Below are 14,828 nucleotides of genomic sequence, written 5' to 3' on the forward strand. Positions count from 1 at the left end.
CGAGGCGGTGGGGGGTCAGGCAGCGGCCTTGGTCTCCCAGAAGATCTTGTCGATCTCGGCGATGTAGTCGAGCAGCTTCTGACCCTCGGCGGGGTCCATGCTGCCCTTGCCGCCGGCCGCGCCCGCCTGCTTGGTGGCCTTGTTGAACAGCTCGTGCAGGTGCGGGTACTTCTCGAAGTGCGGGGGCTTGAAGTAGTCGGTCCACAGCACCCACAGGTGGTGCTTGACCAGGTCGGCGCGGGCTTCCTTGATCAGGACGCACCGCTGGCGGAAGACCGGGTCCTCGTTGCCCTGGTACTTCTCCTGGATGGCCTTGACCGACTCGGCCTCGATCCGGGCCTGGGCCGGGTCGTACACGCCGCAGGGGAGGTCGCAGTGCGCGGTGGCCTCCACGGCGGAGAACATGCGGAACAGACGCATGGGGGTGCCTCCGGTGTCGTGGGGTGGTGTCGTCTGCGACCCTACTCGCGGTGATCGACGGCGACAGTTCGGGAGAGATCGCAGCTCCGCTGCCCAGCGCCTGGGTCCTGGTGCGGGTCAGCGGCCCCTCGATGTCGCCCACCCTCCGCGACGGCGACCGGCTGCTGGCCCGGCGGGTGCCGCCGGGCGGGCACGTCCGTCCGGGTGACGTCGTCCTCGCGCGCTTCCCCGCCCGCCCGGAGCTGCTGACTGTCAAGCGGGCCCGGCGGGCGGTCGACGGCGGGCACTGGGTCGAGGGCGACAACCCGTTCCTGACCGACGACAGCCGCGCCTTCGGGGCCGCCGTCGTCGTGGGCCGGGTGCTGGGGCGGCTGTGGCCGCGCCCCGGCCGGCTGGCCCTTCCCCCGGACCTCGGCTCAGGCCCCGCGTAGCTGCGCGTACCGCTCCACGTGGGCAGCAGCGCGGGACCTGTCGTGGACGGCGAGCCAGCGGATCGCCACGTGCGCACCGCAGCGGCCGACCGCGGTCGGGCCGGGTTTACGCTGCTGTGCCCATGAGCGGAAATGCGGCCACCGGGGACCACGTCGGCACCGACCGGTTCGCCTCCGACCCGGCGTTCGCGGTGCACGAGGGCGGCAAGCTCTCGATGTCCTCGACCCGCTCCATCGGCTCCACCGCCGACCTCGCCCTCACGTACACCCCGGGGGTCGCCCGGGTGTCGAGCGCGATCGCCGCCGAGCCGGAGCTCGCCCGGCGGTTCACCTGGGCGCCCCGCGTCGTCGCCGTCGTCTCCGACGGCACCGCCGTGCTCGGCCTGGGCGACATCGGTCCGGTCGCCTCGCTCCCGGTCATGGAGGGCAAGGCCTGCCTCTTCAGCGAGTTCGCCGGGCTCTCCTCGGTGCCGATCGTCCTCTCCACCACCGACGTCGACGAGATCGTCGAGACGGTGGCGGCGATCGCGCCGTCGTTCGGGGGGATCAACCTCGAGGACATCAGCGCGCCGCGCTGCTTCGAGATCGAGGCGCGGCTGCGCGAGCGCCTCGACATCCCTGTCATGCACGACGACCAGCACGGGACGGCGATCGTCGTCCTCGCCGCGCTGCGCAACGCCGCGACGGTGGTCGGCCGCGAGCTGGGGGACCTGCGGGTGGTCGTCTCCGGCGCGGGCGCCGCCGGCGTCGCCTGCACCAAGATCCTGCTCGAGGCGGGCGTCGGGGAGATCGCCGTCGCCGACTCCCGGGGGGTCCTGCACACCGGTCGGGAGGGGCTGACCGGTACCAAGCGCTGGCTGGCGGAGAACACCAACGCCTCGGGCTTCGCCGGCTCGATGGTGTCGGCGCTGCGCGGGGCCGACGTCTACCTGGGGGTCTCCGGGGGATCGGTGCCCGAGGCGGCGATCGCGTCGATGGCCGAGGACTGCATCGTCTTCTCGCTCGCCAACCCGACGCCCGAGGTGGACCCGGAGATGGCGGCGAGATACGCCGCGGTCGTCGCCACCGGCCGCAGCGACCTGCCCAACCAGATCAACAACGTGCTGGCGTTCCCCGGCGTCTTCCGCGGCGCCATCGACGCCGGCGCGAGGCGCATCACCGAGGAGATGAAGCTGGCCGCGGCGACCGCGATCGCCGGCGTCGTCGGTGACGAGGTGCGGGCCGACTACATCGTGCCCAGCCCCCTGGACCGCCGCGTCGCGACCGCCGTCGCCGAGGCCGTGGCCGCCTGCGCGAGGGAGCAGGGCGTCACCCGCTGATCGTGGGCCGGTAGACCCGGCCCAGCACGCCGGCGAGCAGCCGCTCGGCGACCGGCCGGGGGAGCGCGGCGACGAGGGCGTGCACCGGCGCCATGCGCACGGGCAGCGATCCGCCGGAGACCCCCGCCAGCTCCAGCAGCGCCTCGACCTCGGCGACCGTCAGCGCCGCCGGGTCGATCGTGGCCGCCGCGGCCACCAGCCCGGGGTCGGGCACCGGTGGGGGCAGCGCGGCGGCGGCGCGCGCGGCGTCGCGGAGGTCGGCGAGCAGGGCCTCCACCCGGTCGGCGGCGGCCGCCGTCACGGTGAGGTGCAGGGTGGCGGGCAGGTCGCCGCCGTCCTGGGCGAAGGGCGGCTGCGGCTGCAGCAGCCAGCCGCGCGCCGTCATCTCGTCGGCGAGGTGGAGGACGTCCACGCCGTCGGGGCCGTCCGTGGCCAGGGCGACCAGCGTCGCGACCGGCCGGCCGACCACCCGGAGACCGTCGACCGCGGCGGCACCGTCGGCGAGCCGCAGCGCGGCCTCCCGCGCCCGGCGGGCCAGCTCCCGGTACCCGTCGGTGCCCAGCCAGCGGTGCACCGCCCAGGCGGCCGCCATCGCCCCCGCGGGACGGGTGCCGGCCAGCGTCGGGTTCACCACCGGGTATCCCGGCCAGCCGGCGGTGCTGAACCAGTGCGCGTGCCGCAGCTCCGGGGTGGCGGTGAGCAGCACCGAGACGCCCTTGGGCGCGTAGCCGTACTTGTGCAGGTCCACCGACAGCGACGTCACCCCCGGCACGGAGAGGTCGAAGGGCTCGGGGACGTCGTCGAGGTAGGGGAGCACCCACCCGCCGATGCAGGCGTCCACGTGGCAGGGGACACCGGCCGCGGCCGCGAGCCCCGCGATCCGGCCCACCGGGTCGAGCACCCCGTGCGGGTAGGAGGGCGCGCTGACGACCACCAGGACCGTCCGCTCGTCCAGCTGCCGCTCCACCGCCGACGGCTCCGCCCGGCAGGTCTCCGGATCGACGGGGAGGTCCACGACCTCGACGCCGAACAGGTGCGCGGCCTTGCGGAAGGCCGCGTGCGCGGTGACCGGCAGGAGGAGCCGCGGCCGCCCCGAACCGCCGCGGGCGCGCCACTGCTCGCGGGCGGCGAGGACGGCGAGCGCGCAGCTCTCGGTGCCGCCGCTGGTCAGCGTCCCCACCGCGTCCGGACCGCCGCCGAGCAGCCCGAGCGCGGCGCCGACGAGGTCGTTCTCGATGCGGGCCACGCTGGGGAAGGCGGTGGGGTCGAGGGCGTTGGTCCACTGGAACGCCGCCTGCGCGGCGGCGGCGAGCTCGTCGACCTCGGCGCGGCCGGAGTCGTAGACGTAGGCCATGGTGGCGCCGCCGTGGGTGGGCACGTCCCCGGCCTGCAGCGCGGCGAGCTCGGCGAGCACCTCGGTCGGGTTCACGCGGGGACCTCCTGGGTCGGGACGGCGTCGAGCCGGTAGCGGGCGAGCACGGGGACGCTGGCCAGGACGAGCAGTGCAGGCACGACGGTGAAGCCGAGCCGGACGGCGAGGACGGCGCCGCTGGACTGCGCGACGACCTGGTCCCCGGTGGAGGAGACGTAGCCGGCGACCGCGAGCAGGCCCCCGAGCAGGCCGGGGCCGACGGCCAGGCCGAGGGTCTCGGCCGCGGTCCAGACGCCGGTGAACACCCCCGCCCGGCGCTCGCCGGAGGACGCCTCGTCGACGGCGATGACGTCGGGGAGCATCGCCAGCGGGAACATCTGCATCCCCGCGTAGCCGATGCCGACCAGCACCACCAGTGCGACCGCCGCGTCCGTGCCGCCCTCGGGGACGACGGCGAGCGCGGCCGCGGCGCAGGCGAACAGCAGCGACGCGGCCAGCAGCGCGGTGCGCTTGCCGACCCGGCGGCCGACCCGCAGCCACACCGGCATGACCAGGATCGCCGGGCCCACCAGCGCGGCGAACAGCAGCGTCCCGGCGGCGGGGTCGCCCAGCACCTGCTCGGAGAAGTAGGGGACGCCGGCCAGCATGACCCCGATGCCCAGCGCCTGGACGACGAAGCCGGTGAGCAGCACCCGGAACGGTCGCGCCCGCCACGCCAGCCGGAGCGTGGCGAGCAGCCGGCCCTCGCTGCGCACCCGGGTCAGCGTCGGCGCGTTGCTGGTGCCGACGACGGCGCCGAGCATCCCGAGGGCGAGCAGGACCGCGACGAACACCGCCATGGCCAGGTAGCCGCCGCGGCCGTCGCCGAAGGCGTCGACGACGGCGGGCGCGCCCGCGCCGGCCAGCAGGATGCCGAGCGCGAGCGCCGCGACGCGCCAGGACATCAGCGTCGACCGCTCGTCGGGGTCATCGGTGATCTCGGCCGGCTGGGCCACGTAGGGCACCTGGAAGCAGCCGTAGGCGGTGGCGGCGAGCAGGAAGGTGACCGCCACCCACGCCGCTGCCGCCGCCGGCGGGGCGCCGGGCCCGGCGAAGACGAGCACGAAGAGCGGGGGCAGGGCGACCCCGCCGGCCAGCATCCACGGTCGGCGGGGCCCCCAGCGACTGCTCGTCCGGTCCGAGCGGCTGCCGATCCAGGGGTTGAGCAGCACGTCCCACGCCTTGGGTGCGAAGACCACGAGGCCGGCGATCCCGGCGGCCACGCCGAGCACGTCGGTCAGGTAGTACAGGAGCAGCAGCCCGGGCACGGTGCCGAACGCGGCCGTCGCGATCGAGCCCGTGGCGTAGCCCAGGTGGGTGCCCCGGGAGAGCCGGGACCTCGATGAGACGGCGGTCACAAGATCAGGACCGTAGCGGTTCAGTCGCCCTTCACGTTCACCAGCTGGCGCAGCGTGTGCCGAACCTCGACCAGGTCGGCGGCGTCGGCCATGACGACGTCCACGTCCTTGTAGGCGGCGGGGATCTCGTCGAGGAACGCGTCGCTGTGCCGCCACTCGATGCCGCGCATCGACTCCTCGAGCTGGGCGCGGGTGAAGGTCCGGCGGGCCTTGCTCCGCGAGTAGACCCGGCCGGCGCCGTGCGGCGAGCTGTTCAGCGACTCCGGGTTGCCGAGGCCGGTGACGACGTAGCTCGCCGTCCCCATCGACCCGGGGATCAGCCCGGCCTGCCCCCTCCTGGCCTCGATCGCGCCCTTCCGGGACACCCACAGCTCTTCGCCGACGTGCCGCTCGTGCTGGCTGAAGTTGTGGTGGGCGTTGATCCGTTCGAGCTCGGGGGTGGCGTCGGCGCGCATGTGCCGGGCCAGGGCGTCGGCGACCCGGTCCATCATCTCCTCGCGGTTGAGGAGCGCGAAGTGCTGGGCCCACCGGAGCTCGGCGATGTACCGGTCGAACTCCGGGGTGCCCTCGTCCAGCCAGGCGAGGTCGCGGTCGGGTAGGTCGAGACCGTCGCGCCGCGCCCGCTCCTGGGCGATCGCGATGTGCTTCTGGGCGATCTTGTTGCCCACCCCGCGGCTGCCCGAGTGCAGGAAGAGCCACACCTGGTCGCGCTCGTCGGCGGTCACCTCGATGAAGTGGTTGCCGGATCCCAGGCTGCCCAGCTGCAGCGCCCAGTTCGGCGCCGTCGTCGTCACCGAGTGCAGCACGCGGTCGCCGAGCTCCTCGGCCGTCGCCTCGAGCTCGGCGACCCGGCGGCGGGCGGTCGCGGTCAGCTTCTTGTTGTACCGGCCGGCCGACAGCGGGACGGCCCGCTCGATGTCGCCGCGCAGCGGTGCCAGGGGGCCGCGCGCCCGCACCTCGTCCACCGACCACGGCGTGCGGACGGCGATCATGCCGCAGCCGATGTCGACGCCCACCGCGGCCGGGATGATCGCGGCCCGCGTCGGGAGCACGGAGCCCACGGTGGCCCCCTTGCCCAGGTGCGCGTCGGGCATCAGCGCCACGTGCGGGTGCACGATGTCGAGGGAGGCGGTGCGCTCGGCCTGCCGGCGGGTCTCGTCGTCGAGGATGCTGGCCCAGTTCAGCAGCTTCTCCGCAAGTCTCTCCACCCCTGGATTCTGCGGGGACCGGTGACCTCCGGCGACCTGTTTGCCGCACCCCCGGTCCGCGGGTACCTGCTCCCCATGGCGAGCGTTGCGGCGACGGGTCAGTGGGTCGACCCCGACGACGGCATCCGGTACCCCGCCGGGGAGGTCCACGCCTGGGAGCGCGGGCGCAACGAGACCGTGTGCGGGCTGGCGCTCAGCCGGTCGAGGCTCGCCCGCTTCCCGCACGTCGGTTGGCCCGACGTGCAGCCGGAGTCCGGCCGGCACGCCGAGGAGGTGCAGTCGGTGTGCCGCCGCTGCCGGGCCGGTCAGGGCGCCCGGCGCGACGACCGCGGCTGGACGCGGACCAACCCGCGCCCGTGAGGGCGCGGCTCAGCCGGAGGTGAGCAGCCGGTCGACCACCGGGGCGAGCGCCGTGTGCAGCCCGGTGTTGCTGTACGAGAACACCACCGTGGCGACGACGAACAGCGGCACGAGGGCGACCTTCTCGATCGTGGCCCCGGTGCGGATGGGGGAGAGGGCCAGCCGCCTGCGCTTGACCAGCCACAGGAGCGGCACGGGCACCCCCGCGGTGGTGATCGCGTCGCCCAGCACGTGGGTCAGCACGCCCGCCGCGACGGCCCACGGCAGCCAGGCCGGCGGTGCCATGTGCCCGAGCAGCAGCCAGGCGCCGCCCCAGGAGAGCAGCAGGTTGCCCAGGATGGTCGTCTCGGTGCGGCCCGGGATGACGAAGTGCAGCGCCCGCAGCGCCAGCCCGATCCCCAGCGCCATCAGCAGCAGGCTCGACCAGTAGGCGCCGGCCGCGGCGAGGGCCAGCGCCCCGAACGCCAGCGGCGCGAGGACCGCGTCGTGCGTGCCCCAGCGGTGGCCGCCGGCGAGCGCGCCGATCGCCCCCGCCGGCACGTCGGTGACCGGGCCCCACATGTCGGAGACGGTGGAGCTGCGGTGGTCGAGGTCGGGCAGCATCGCGAACCCGCCGACGGCAGCGATCCAGGCGCCCTGGGCGACGGGGCCCTGCACGGGTGCCCAGGGCAGGGTGGCGGCGCCGACGGCGAGTCCGGAGAGCGCGTGCGAGTGACCGAGCACCTACGGAGGGTGCCTGGCGAGCGGGGTGCAGCGGCGCAGGCTCGCGGAGGGGCCGGCGGAACCGGCCCGCTGCGACGAATTCGTGGGATCAGCGGGTGGTGGCCACGAGTGCGTCGCGCTCGGCGCGCGAGCTCCCCGTCCGTCGTCCCTCAGTCGTCCAGGTCGTCGTCGTCCGTGCCCCCGCGGGCCAGCCAGGTGGCCAGCCGCTCGACGGGGACCTCGAAGTCGGGGTGCTGGTCCACGAACGCCTGCATCTGGTCGGCCAGCCAGGCCAGGGTGACCTGCTCGGTGCCGCGCCGCTCGGCCAGTTCCTCCAGGCCCCGGTCGGTGAAGTACATGCCGGAGAACCTACGACGCCCGGCCCCCGTGGTGTTCGGGGGCCGGGCGCGGAAGGGGGACGCGAGCGTCCGCGGGGTCAGTCGGCGAAGGCCTCGGCGACCAGCTTGCGCTGCTCGACCTCGTGGACCTTGGCCGAGCCGACGGCGGGGCTGGCCGACGCGCGGCGGCTGACCCGCCGGAGCGTGCGGCCCTCGGGCAGCTCCTCGGGCAGGTTGACCGCCATGAACTGCCAGGCGCCCATGTTCGCCGGCTCCTCCTGCACCCAGACCACGTCCGTGGCCTCCGGGTAGCGCTCGAGCTCCGCCCGGATCTGCTCGGCCGGCAGCGGGTAGAGCTGCTCGACGCGGACGATCGCGGTGTCAGCGGTGCCCTCGTTCTCCCGCTGCGCCATCAGGTCGTAGGCGACCTTGCCGCTGCAGAGCAGCACCCGGCGCACCGCCGAGGCCTCCAGCGGCTCGCCACCCACCCCGGTGTCGGGGAGCACCGGCCGGAAGTTCTCCTCGGTGAAGTCCTCCACGGGGCTGACCGCAGCCTTCGCCCGCAGGAGCGACTTCGGCGTGAACACCACCAGCGGGCGGTGCACGTCGGAGAGCGCCTGGCGCCGCAGCAGGTGGAAGTAGTTGCCGGGGGTGGTGCAGTTGGCGACGGTCATGTTGTTCTCCGCCGACAGCTGCAGGAACCGCTCGATCCGACCGCTGGAGTGGTCCGGGCCCTGGCCCTCCATGCCGTGCGGCAGGAGCAGGACGACGCCGGAGCGCTGGCCCCACTTCGCCTCACCGGAGCTGATGAACTCGTCGATGACCATCTGCGCCCCGTCGACGAAGTCGCCGAACTGGGCCTCCCACAGCACGAGCGCCTTGGGGTTGGCCACGGAGTAGCCGTACTCGAAGCCGAGCGCGGCGTACTCGCTGAGCAGCGAGTCGTAGACGAAGAACTTCGCCTGCTCCTCGGTCAGGTTGGCCAGCGGCGTGTACTCGGCGCCGTTCTCCCGGTCGATAAGGACCGAGTGGCGCTGCACGAAGGTGCCGCGGCGGGAGTCCTGGCCGGCCAGCCGCACCGGCACCCCCTCCATGAGCAGCGACCCGAACGCCAGCAGCTCACCCATGGCCCAGTCGATGCCGCCCTCGCTGGCCATCGCGGCCCGCCGCTCGAGCATCTTCTGCAGCTTCGGGTGGGGCGTGAAGTCCGTCGGGAAGGAGACGTGCGCGTCGCCGATGGTCTTGAGGACCTCCTGCGTGATCGCCGTCTGCACCGTGGACTCCTGCGGCGTGCGCGGGTCCATGACCGGCTCGGGCTTCGAGGAGTCCTGCGCGTCGTGGGTCTCGGCGAAGGCGCGCTCGAGCTGGCCGCGGTAGTCCTTGAGGGCCTCCTCGGCCTCCTCGAGCGTGATGTCGCCGCGACCCACCAGCGCCTCGGTGTACAGCTTCCGCACCGAGCGCTTGCGGTCGATGATGTCGTACATCTGCGGCTGGGTCATCGAGGGGTCGTCGCCCTCGTTGTGGCCGCGGCGGCGGTAGCAGACGAGGTCGATGACGACGTCCTTCTTGAACGTCTGCCGGTACTCGACCGCCAGCCGGGCCACCCGGACGCAGGCCTCCGGGTCGTCGCCGTTGACGTGGAAGATCGGCGCGTTGACCATCCGCGCGACGTCGGTGGAGTACAGCGTCGAGCGCGCCGAACCGGGGCTGGTGGTGAAGCCGACCTGGTTGTTGATGACGACGTGCACGGTGCCGCCGGTGCGGTAGCCGCGCAGCTGGGAGAGGTTCAGCGTCTCCTGGACCACGCCCTGGCCGGCGAACGCCGAGTCCCCGTGCAGCAGGACGGGGAGGACGGTGAAGCCCTGCTCGCCCTTGTCGATCATGTCCTGCTTGGCGCGGACGATGCCCTCGAGGACGGGGTTGACCGTCTCCAGGTGGCTGGGGTTGCTGGCCAGGGAGACGGCGATCTCCGCGTCCTCGCGGAACGGGTTGCGGAACGTGCCCGTGGCCCCGAGGTGGTACTTCACGTCGCCGGAGCCCTGGACGGTGCCCGGGTCGATGTTGCCCTCGAACTCGCCGAAGATCTTGGCGTAGCTCTTGCCGAGCACGTTGGCCAGGACGTTGAGCCGGCCGCGGTGGGCCATGCCGATCGCGACCTCGTCCAGGCCGTGGTCCGTGCCGGCGATGAGCACCTCGTCGAGGATCGGGATGACCGACTCCCCGCCCTCGAGGCTGAACCGCTTCTGCCCGACGTACTTGGTCTGCAGGAAGGTCTCGAACGCCTCCGCGGCGTTGAGCCGGCCGAGCACGTGCTTCTGCTTCTCGCGGTCGGGTTGCGCGTGCTTGAGCTCGATCCGCTGCTGGAGCCACTCGCGCTCCTCGGGATCGGTGATGTGCATGTACTCCACGCCGACCGTGCGGCAGTAGGAGTTGCGCAGCACGCCGAGGATGTCCCGCAGCGGCATGAGGCGCTCACCGGCGAAGCCGCCGACCGGGAACTTCCGGTCGAGGTCCCACAGGGTCAGCCCGTGCTGGAGGATGTCCAGGTCGGGGTGGGTGCGGACCTTGAACTCGAGCGGGTCGGTGTCGGCCATGAGGTGGCCGTTGCGCCGGTAGGACTCGATGACCTCGATGACCCGGGCTTCCTTGTCGATCTGCCCCTCGCGCGTGACCCGCACGTCCGGCATCCAGCGCACCGGCTCGTAGGGGATCCGCAGCGAGCGGAAGACCTCGTCGTAGAAGCCGTCCTCGCCCAGCAGCAGCGAGTGCAGCTTGCGCAGGAAGTCGCCCGACTCCGCGCCCTGGATGATCCGGTGGTCGTAGGTGGAGGTGAGCGTGATGATCTTCGAGACGCCCATCTCGGTGAGCACCTCGGGGCTCATCCCCTGGAACTCGGCGGGGTACTCCATCGCGCCCACGCCGATGATCGCGCCCTGCCCGGCGGTCAGCCGCGGCACCGAGTGGTTGGTGCCGATGGTGCCGGGGTTGGTCAGGCTGATCGTGGTGCCGGAGAAGTCCTCCATCGTCAGCTTGTTGTTCCGGGCGCGGCGGATGATGTCCTCGTAGGCGGCCCAGAAGCCGGCGAAGTCCAGCTCCTCGGCGCCCTTGATGGAGGCCACGACCAGCGACCGCGAGCCGTCGGGCTTGGGCAGGTCGATCGCCAGCCCGAAGTTGACGTGCTCGGGCGCCACCAGCACCGGCTTGCCGTCGATCTCGGCGAAGGCGCTGTTCATGTTGGGGAACGAGTCCAGCGCCCGGACCAGCGCGTAGCCGATCAGGTGCGTGAAGGAGATCTTGCCGCCACGCGCGCGGGCCAGGTGGTTGTTGATGACGATCCGGTTGTCGACCAGCAGCTTGGCCGGCACCGCCCGCACGCTCGTCGCCGTGGGCACGGTCAGCGAGGCGTTCATGTTCTTGACCACCGCCGCGGCGGCGCCCCGCAGCGGGGACTGCTTGCCCTCGCCCGCCGGCGGCTTGGGTGCGGGGGGAGCGGCCTTGGCGGTGGCAGGAGCGGCCTTGGCGGCGGGGGGAGCGGCCTTGGCGGCGGCAGGGGCGGCGGGCTGGTCGGTCTTCTGCACGGGCGGGCTCCCCGTCGGCTGGGACCCGGCGGCCGGGCGCTGGACGTCGGGCTTCTTGGCGGCGGGGGCCGCGGGCGCGGGGGAGGCCGGGGCCTCGGCGGGGGCCGCCTCCTTCGCGGCCGGCGCCGCGTTCCCCGACGGCGCGTGCTCCCGGTCGCCACCGGCCGGCGGACCGGGACGGTAGTCGGCGAAGAACTCGTGCCACGCCTGATCGACGCTGGACGGGTCGGCGAGGAACTGCTGGTACATCTCCTCGACCAGCCACTCGTTGGTGCCGAAACCGGCGACCGGGGACGAGTTGGACGACGGTCGGGATGAACTCACGCTTGACACGGGGTCGAGTGCCTTCTTCGTCTCGGGGCTGCGTCTGAGGGGCGCGTCGCTGGACCGGGTGTCGAGTCTACGCCCGTCCCCGGTCGCCGACCGGGTGCAGAGCCGGATCCGCGCGCCCGTCCCACGTCGGGGTCAGTGGGTGGCGCCGTGGGCGACCAGGAGATCGACCAGGGCGTCGTTGCCACTGGCCTGGTCGTCGTCCTCCTGCCGGTGCCTGGCCGCCGCCACGCGGCTGATGTCGAGCGCGCTGGCACCGTCGTGCGTGGTGGCGTTGACGTCGGCCCCCGCGTCCAGCAGAGCCCGGACGATCTCCGGTGCGTCCCCCGTCGCGCCCGCCGCCACGGCGGTGTGCAGCGGGGTGCGCCCGGTGTCGGGATCCCGGCGGTCCACGTCGGCGCCGGCGTCCAGGAGCAGGCGCACCAGCTCCGCGCTGCCGCCGGCGGCCGCGGCGTGCAGCGCGCCCCCGTCGGCGTCGGCCCCGCGCGCCAGCAGCAGCCGCGCGGCGCCCGCGGCGCCCCCGTACGCGGCCCAGGCCAGCAGGTCGACCCCCGTGGCCGGGTCGGTCAGCGCCGCCCCGCCGTCCAGCTCCGCGGTGAGCCGGTCGACGTCGTCGAGGTAGGCGGCGCTGGGGGCGTCGACGACCGCCCCGAGCTCCACCAGCACCGGGACCAGATCGGGCGCGTGCTCCAGCGCCACGTGCAGCGGTGTGCGGTGCTGGTCCGTGCGCGCGGCGAGGTCCGCCCCGGCCGAGGCGAGGACGCGGACGACCTCGACCCGGTCGCAGGCGACCGCCAGGTGCAGGGGGGTCCAGCCGTCCTGGCCGTCCCGTTCGACGGAGCCCTCGAGCAGCTGGGGCGAGTCGGCGACCGCCGACCGGACGGCATCGGTCTCGCCGTCGGCGATCAGCCGGCCGAGTCGTTGGACGGTCATGCGAGTGGTCACGCGTTCTCCGTTCTGCGTTCGCGGCTGCCCGGCGCGTGCTCTCGACCGGGGCGGGGGCGTGGGACGAGCCCCCGGCCGTCTCAGGCGATGTCGCGGCGGACGGCCAGGAAGGTGCCCAGCAGGGCCGCCACGAGACCGTAACCGAGCAGCAGGAGACCGCCCTGCCACGCCTCCAGGAGCTCGGGGCCCTGGAAGGTCGCGGTGAGCGCCTCCAACGCACCTCCCGGCATCCACTTGTACGCCCCCGAGGTGGCCGGGATCGACCGGATGATCGGCTCGATGACGAACAGGTAGACCAGCCCGCCGACGATCGCCCCGACCTGGTTGCGCAGCAGAGCACCGAGCCCCACGCCGATGACCGCGTAGATGATCAGCGCCAGCCCGGAGCTGCCCAGCGTGCCGAGGTTGTCCGCGTCCAGCGCCGGCGCCGCGCCGCGCGCCCCGGCGTGGATCGCGACGGTCGCGTAGTTGACGACCAGCACGACCAGCGCGAACAGCGTCGCCGCCAGCGCGTAGGCCAGCAGCTTGGCGATCACGACGCGGCCGCGGCGCGGGGTGGTCAGGAACGTCGGCGTCGCCGTCCGGTGCCGGTACTCCTGGGTCATCCCGATGATGCCGACGATGAGGAAGAGGACGTTGACGTTCACGGCGTTCGCCATCGCCAGCGCTTCGTAGATCGGCGTGCCCACGGCCGGGATGCCCGACTCGGGGTTGCCGGCGAAGGAGGTGAGCAGGACGGCGAAGCCGATCACCATGACGCAGGCGCCCAGCAGCAGGCCCAGCCACACCCTGGTCGTGAACAGCTTGGTCCACTCGGCGCGGATCAGGTGGGTCATCGCGAGAGCTCCGGGGTCGTCGCGCCGGCGGCGTACTGCTCCTGGCCGGCGGTGAGCTGGAAGTAGATCTCCTCCAGGCCGCTGGTGCGCGAGCGCAGCTCGTGCAGCTCCACCCCGGCGGTGAAGGCGCGGGCGCCGACCTCGGCGGTGGTGCGGCCGGTGACGGTCAGGGAGTCGCCGTCGAGCGTGACGGACGTGCCGTCGGCGCGCAGCGAGTCGGCCAGCCGGGTCGCCTCGGGACTGCGCACCAGCACCGAGCCGGCGCCGTCGGCCCCGGCGCGCAGCTGCGCCATCGAGCCCTCGCGGACCAGCCGGCCGGCGCCGACGATGACGACGCGGTCGACGGTCTGCTCCACCTCCGAGAGCAGGTGGCTGGAGACCAGCACCGTGCGGCCCTGGTCGTGGGCGAGGTGGCGGAGGAAGCCTCGCAGCCACTGGATGCCCTCGGGGTCCAGGCCGTTGGCCGGCTCGTCGAGCACCAGCACGGAGGGATCGCCGAGCAGCGCCGTGGCCAGCCCGAGCCGCTGGCGCATCCCGAGGGAGTAGCCGCCGGCGCGCCGTCCCCCGGCGTCGGCCAGCCCGACCTGGGCCAGCACCGCGTCGGCGCGCTCGACCGGCAGCCCGGCCGCGCGGCAGTAGACGCGCAGGTGGTTGCGGCCGGACCGGGCCGGGTGGAAGGCGGTCTCCAGGACCGCGCCGACGGTGCGGACCGGCTCCCGCAGCGCCGTGTACGGGGTGCCGTCGAACGTGGCGGTGCCCGCGTCGGGGCGGACCAGCCCGAGCAGCATGCGCAGCGTGGTGGTCTTGCCCGCGCCGTTGGGGCCGAGGAACCCGGTGACCGTGCCCGGCTCGACGGTGAAGCCCAGGTCGCTCACCGCCCGGACGGAGCCGAAGGACTTGGTGAGCCCCCGGACCTCGACCCGCACGGGGTCGGTCACGGGGGAGTGGGGGGTGGCGATGTCGCGCCTCCGATCTGGTGGCCCGTGTCCCGCCCATCCAAGCGCACCGGCACGACGTTCCGGCACCCCGCGGGCACGTTTTCCACCGCTCCGTTGCCCGCGCGCCCGGTGTGCGTGACCCCGGGCACACGGCCGCGCGCCGTCCCTTAGAGTGCGCGCCGTGAGCGAGCCCGCGAACGCCTACACCACGGTCGTCGTCGGAACCGACGGGTCGGAGTCCTCGCTGCGCGCGGTCGCCCGGGCCGGGGCACTGGCCGGCGCCTGCGGCGCGACGCTGGTGGTCGCCTGCGCCTACCTCCCCACGGAGACCGACGACCGGGAGCTCGCCCGGGCGCAGGACGTGCTGGGGGACGAGGCCTACCAGGTGGTCGGGTCCCACCCCGCCGAGGAGACCGTGCGCACCGCCGCCGAGCGCGCACTGGCATCCGGCGCCTGCGACGTGCGCACCGTGGCGGTGATGGGATCACCGGTCGAGACGCTGCTGGAGGTCGTCCGCCGGGAGAAGGCGGACCTGCTCGTCGTCGGCAACCGGGGCCTCAACAGCATCAAGGGCCGGCTGCTGGGCTCGGTCCCGGCCGACGCCACCCGCCGGTCGGGGTGCGACGTGCTGGTCGTCCACACCACGGACTGAGG

Annotated in this window: 14 protein-coding genes; 4 read left to right on the plus strand and 10 right to left on the minus strand. The window is 73.8% G+C overall.

Annotated features, from left to right (window positions below):
- Nucleotides 1-15: 15 nt before the first annotated feature.
- Complete coding sequence (gene sodN / locus ACI792_RS07900; protein ID WP_456579203.1) at nucleotides 16-420, minus strand: superoxide dismutase, Ni; 405 nt, start codon at nucleotides 418-420, stop codon at nucleotides 16-18.
- A gap of 50 nt (nucleotides 421-470) precedes the next feature.
- On the opposite strand from sodN, the gene ACI792_RS07905 reads away from it, so the two are divergent.
- Nucleotides 471-851: a S26 family signal peptidase gene (locus ACI792_RS07905; protein ID WP_456602111.1), complete on the plus strand. Its 381-nt coding sequence runs from the start codon at nucleotides 471-473 to the stop codon at nucleotides 849-851.
- A gap of 122 nt (nucleotides 852-973) precedes the next feature.
- Nucleotides 974-2,170: an NAD(P)-dependent malic enzyme gene (locus ACI792_RS07910; protein WP_456602112.1), complete on the plus strand. Its 1,197-nt coding sequence runs from the start codon at nucleotides 974-976 to the stop codon at nucleotides 2,168-2,170.
- Here the strand turns inward: ACI792_RS07910 and ACI792_RS07915 are convergent.
- The 3 genes from ACI792_RS07915 to ACI792_RS07925 are packed head-to-tail and all read right to left on the minus strand — an operon-like array spanning nucleotide 2,160 to nucleotide 6,147.
- Nucleotides 2,160-3,599, minus strand: a complete 1,440-nt coding sequence (locus ACI792_RS07915; protein WP_456602113.1) for a pyridoxal phosphate-dependent decarboxylase family protein — start codon at nucleotides 3,597-3,599, stop codon at nucleotides 2,160-2,162. The genes ACI792_RS07910 and ACI792_RS07915 overlap by 11 nt on opposite strands.
- Nucleotides 3,596-4,939 carry an MFS transporter gene (locus ACI792_RS07920; protein ID WP_456602114.1) on the minus strand — a complete coding sequence of 448 codons (1,344 nt, stop codon included), beginning with the start codon at nucleotides 4,937-4,939 and terminating at the stop codon, nucleotides 3,596-3,598. Before ACI792_RS07920 ends, ACI792_RS07915 begins: the two co-directional genes overlap by 4 nt.
- A 20-nt stretch (nucleotides 4,940-4,959) precedes the next feature.
- Complete coding sequence (locus ACI792_RS07925) at nucleotides 4,960-6,147, minus strand: RtcB family protein (protein ID WP_456602115.1); 1,188 nt, start codon at nucleotides 6,145-6,147, stop codon at nucleotides 4,960-4,962.
- Nucleotides 6,148-6,222: 75 nt separating this feature from the next.
- Here ACI792_RS07925 and ACI792_RS07930 point away from each other — a divergent pair, with 75 nt between their 5' ends.
- Nucleotides 6,223-6,507, plus strand: coding sequence for a hypothetical protein (locus ACI792_RS07930; RefSeq protein WP_456579197.1), 285 nt, complete (start codon nucleotides 6,223-6,225; stop codon nucleotides 6,505-6,507).
- 9 nt (nucleotides 6,508-6,516) lie between these two features.
- Here the strand turns inward: ACI792_RS07930 and ACI792_RS07935 are convergent, their stop codons facing one another.
- The 6 genes from ACI792_RS07935 to ACI792_RS07960 form a co-directional block, all read right to left on the minus strand.
- A complete protein-coding gene (locus tag ACI792_RS07935) occupies nucleotides 6,517-7,230 on the minus strand; it encodes a metal-dependent hydrolase (protein ID WP_456602116.1) in 714 nt (237 codons plus the stop codon).
- Nucleotides 7,231-7,379: 149 nt separating this feature from the next.
- The gene (locus ACI792_RS07940; protein WP_456602117.1) at nucleotides 7,380-7,568 is read right to left on the minus strand and encodes a DUF6104 family protein; all 189 of its coding nucleotides are present in this window, start codon (nucleotides 7,566-7,568) and stop codon (nucleotides 7,380-7,382) included.
- A 77-nt stretch (nucleotides 7,569-7,645) separates the two neighbouring features.
- Nucleotides 7,646-11,449, minus strand: a complete 3,804-nt coding sequence (locus tag ACI792_RS07945; RefSeq protein WP_456602118.1) for a multifunctional oxoglutarate decarboxylase/oxoglutarate dehydrogenase thiamine pyrophosphate-binding subunit/dihydrolipoyllysine-residue succinyltransferase subunit — start codon at nucleotides 11,447-11,449, stop codon at nucleotides 7,646-7,648.
- A 141-nt stretch (nucleotides 11,450-11,590) separates the two neighbouring features.
- Nucleotides 11,591-12,400: an ankyrin repeat domain-containing protein gene (locus ACI792_RS07950; RefSeq protein WP_456602119.1), complete on the minus strand. Its 810-nt coding sequence runs from the start codon at nucleotides 12,398-12,400 to the stop codon at nucleotides 11,591-11,593.
- A gap of 80 nt (nucleotides 12,401-12,480) precedes the next feature.
- Complete coding sequence (locus tag ACI792_RS07955) at nucleotides 12,481-13,236, minus strand: ABC transporter permease (protein ID WP_456602120.1); 756 nt, start codon at nucleotides 13,234-13,236, stop codon at nucleotides 12,481-12,483.
- A complete protein-coding gene (locus tag ACI792_RS07960; RefSeq protein ID WP_456602121.1) occupies nucleotides 13,233-14,174 on the minus strand; it encodes an ABC transporter ATP-binding protein in 942 nt (313 codons plus the stop codon). The genes ACI792_RS07955 and ACI792_RS07960 overlap by 4 nt, the downstream gene beginning before the upstream one ends.
- A 181-nt stretch (nucleotides 14,175-14,355) precedes the next feature.
- Between ACI792_RS07960 and ACI792_RS07965 the strand changes: the two genes are divergently transcribed.
- Nucleotides 14,356-14,826 (plus strand): universal stress protein, encoded by a 471-nt coding sequence (locus ACI792_RS07965; protein ID WP_456602122.1) that lies wholly within the window; start codon nucleotides 14,356-14,358, stop codon nucleotides 14,824-14,826.
- Nucleotides 14,827-14,828: the final 2 nt, after the last annotated feature.

This window comes from Blastococcus sp. SYSU DS0669, assembly GCF_054050895.1.

Excerpts from the sequence above, each read along its gene's own strand:
- ACI792_RS07930 (WP_456579197.1), top strand. The coding sequence starts at position 6,223 with ATGGCGAGCGTTGCGGCGACGGGTCAGTGGGTCGACCCCGACGACGGC.
- ACI792_RS07955 (WP_456602120.1), bottom strand. The coding sequence starts at position 13,236 with ATGACCCACCTGATCCGCGCCGAGTGGACCAAGCTGTTCACGACCAGG.
- ACI792_RS07910 (WP_456602112.1), top strand. The coding sequence starts at position 974 with ATGAGCGGAAATGCGGCCACCGGGGACCACGTCGGCACCGACCGGTTC.
- ACI792_RS07940 (WP_456602117.1), bottom strand. The coding sequence starts at position 7,568 with ATGTACTTCACCGACCGGGGCCTGGAGGAACTGGCCGAGCGGCGCGGC.
- sodN (WP_456579203.1), bottom strand. The coding sequence starts at position 420 with ATGCGTCTGTTCCGCATGTTCTCCGCCGTGGAGGCCACCGCGCACTGC.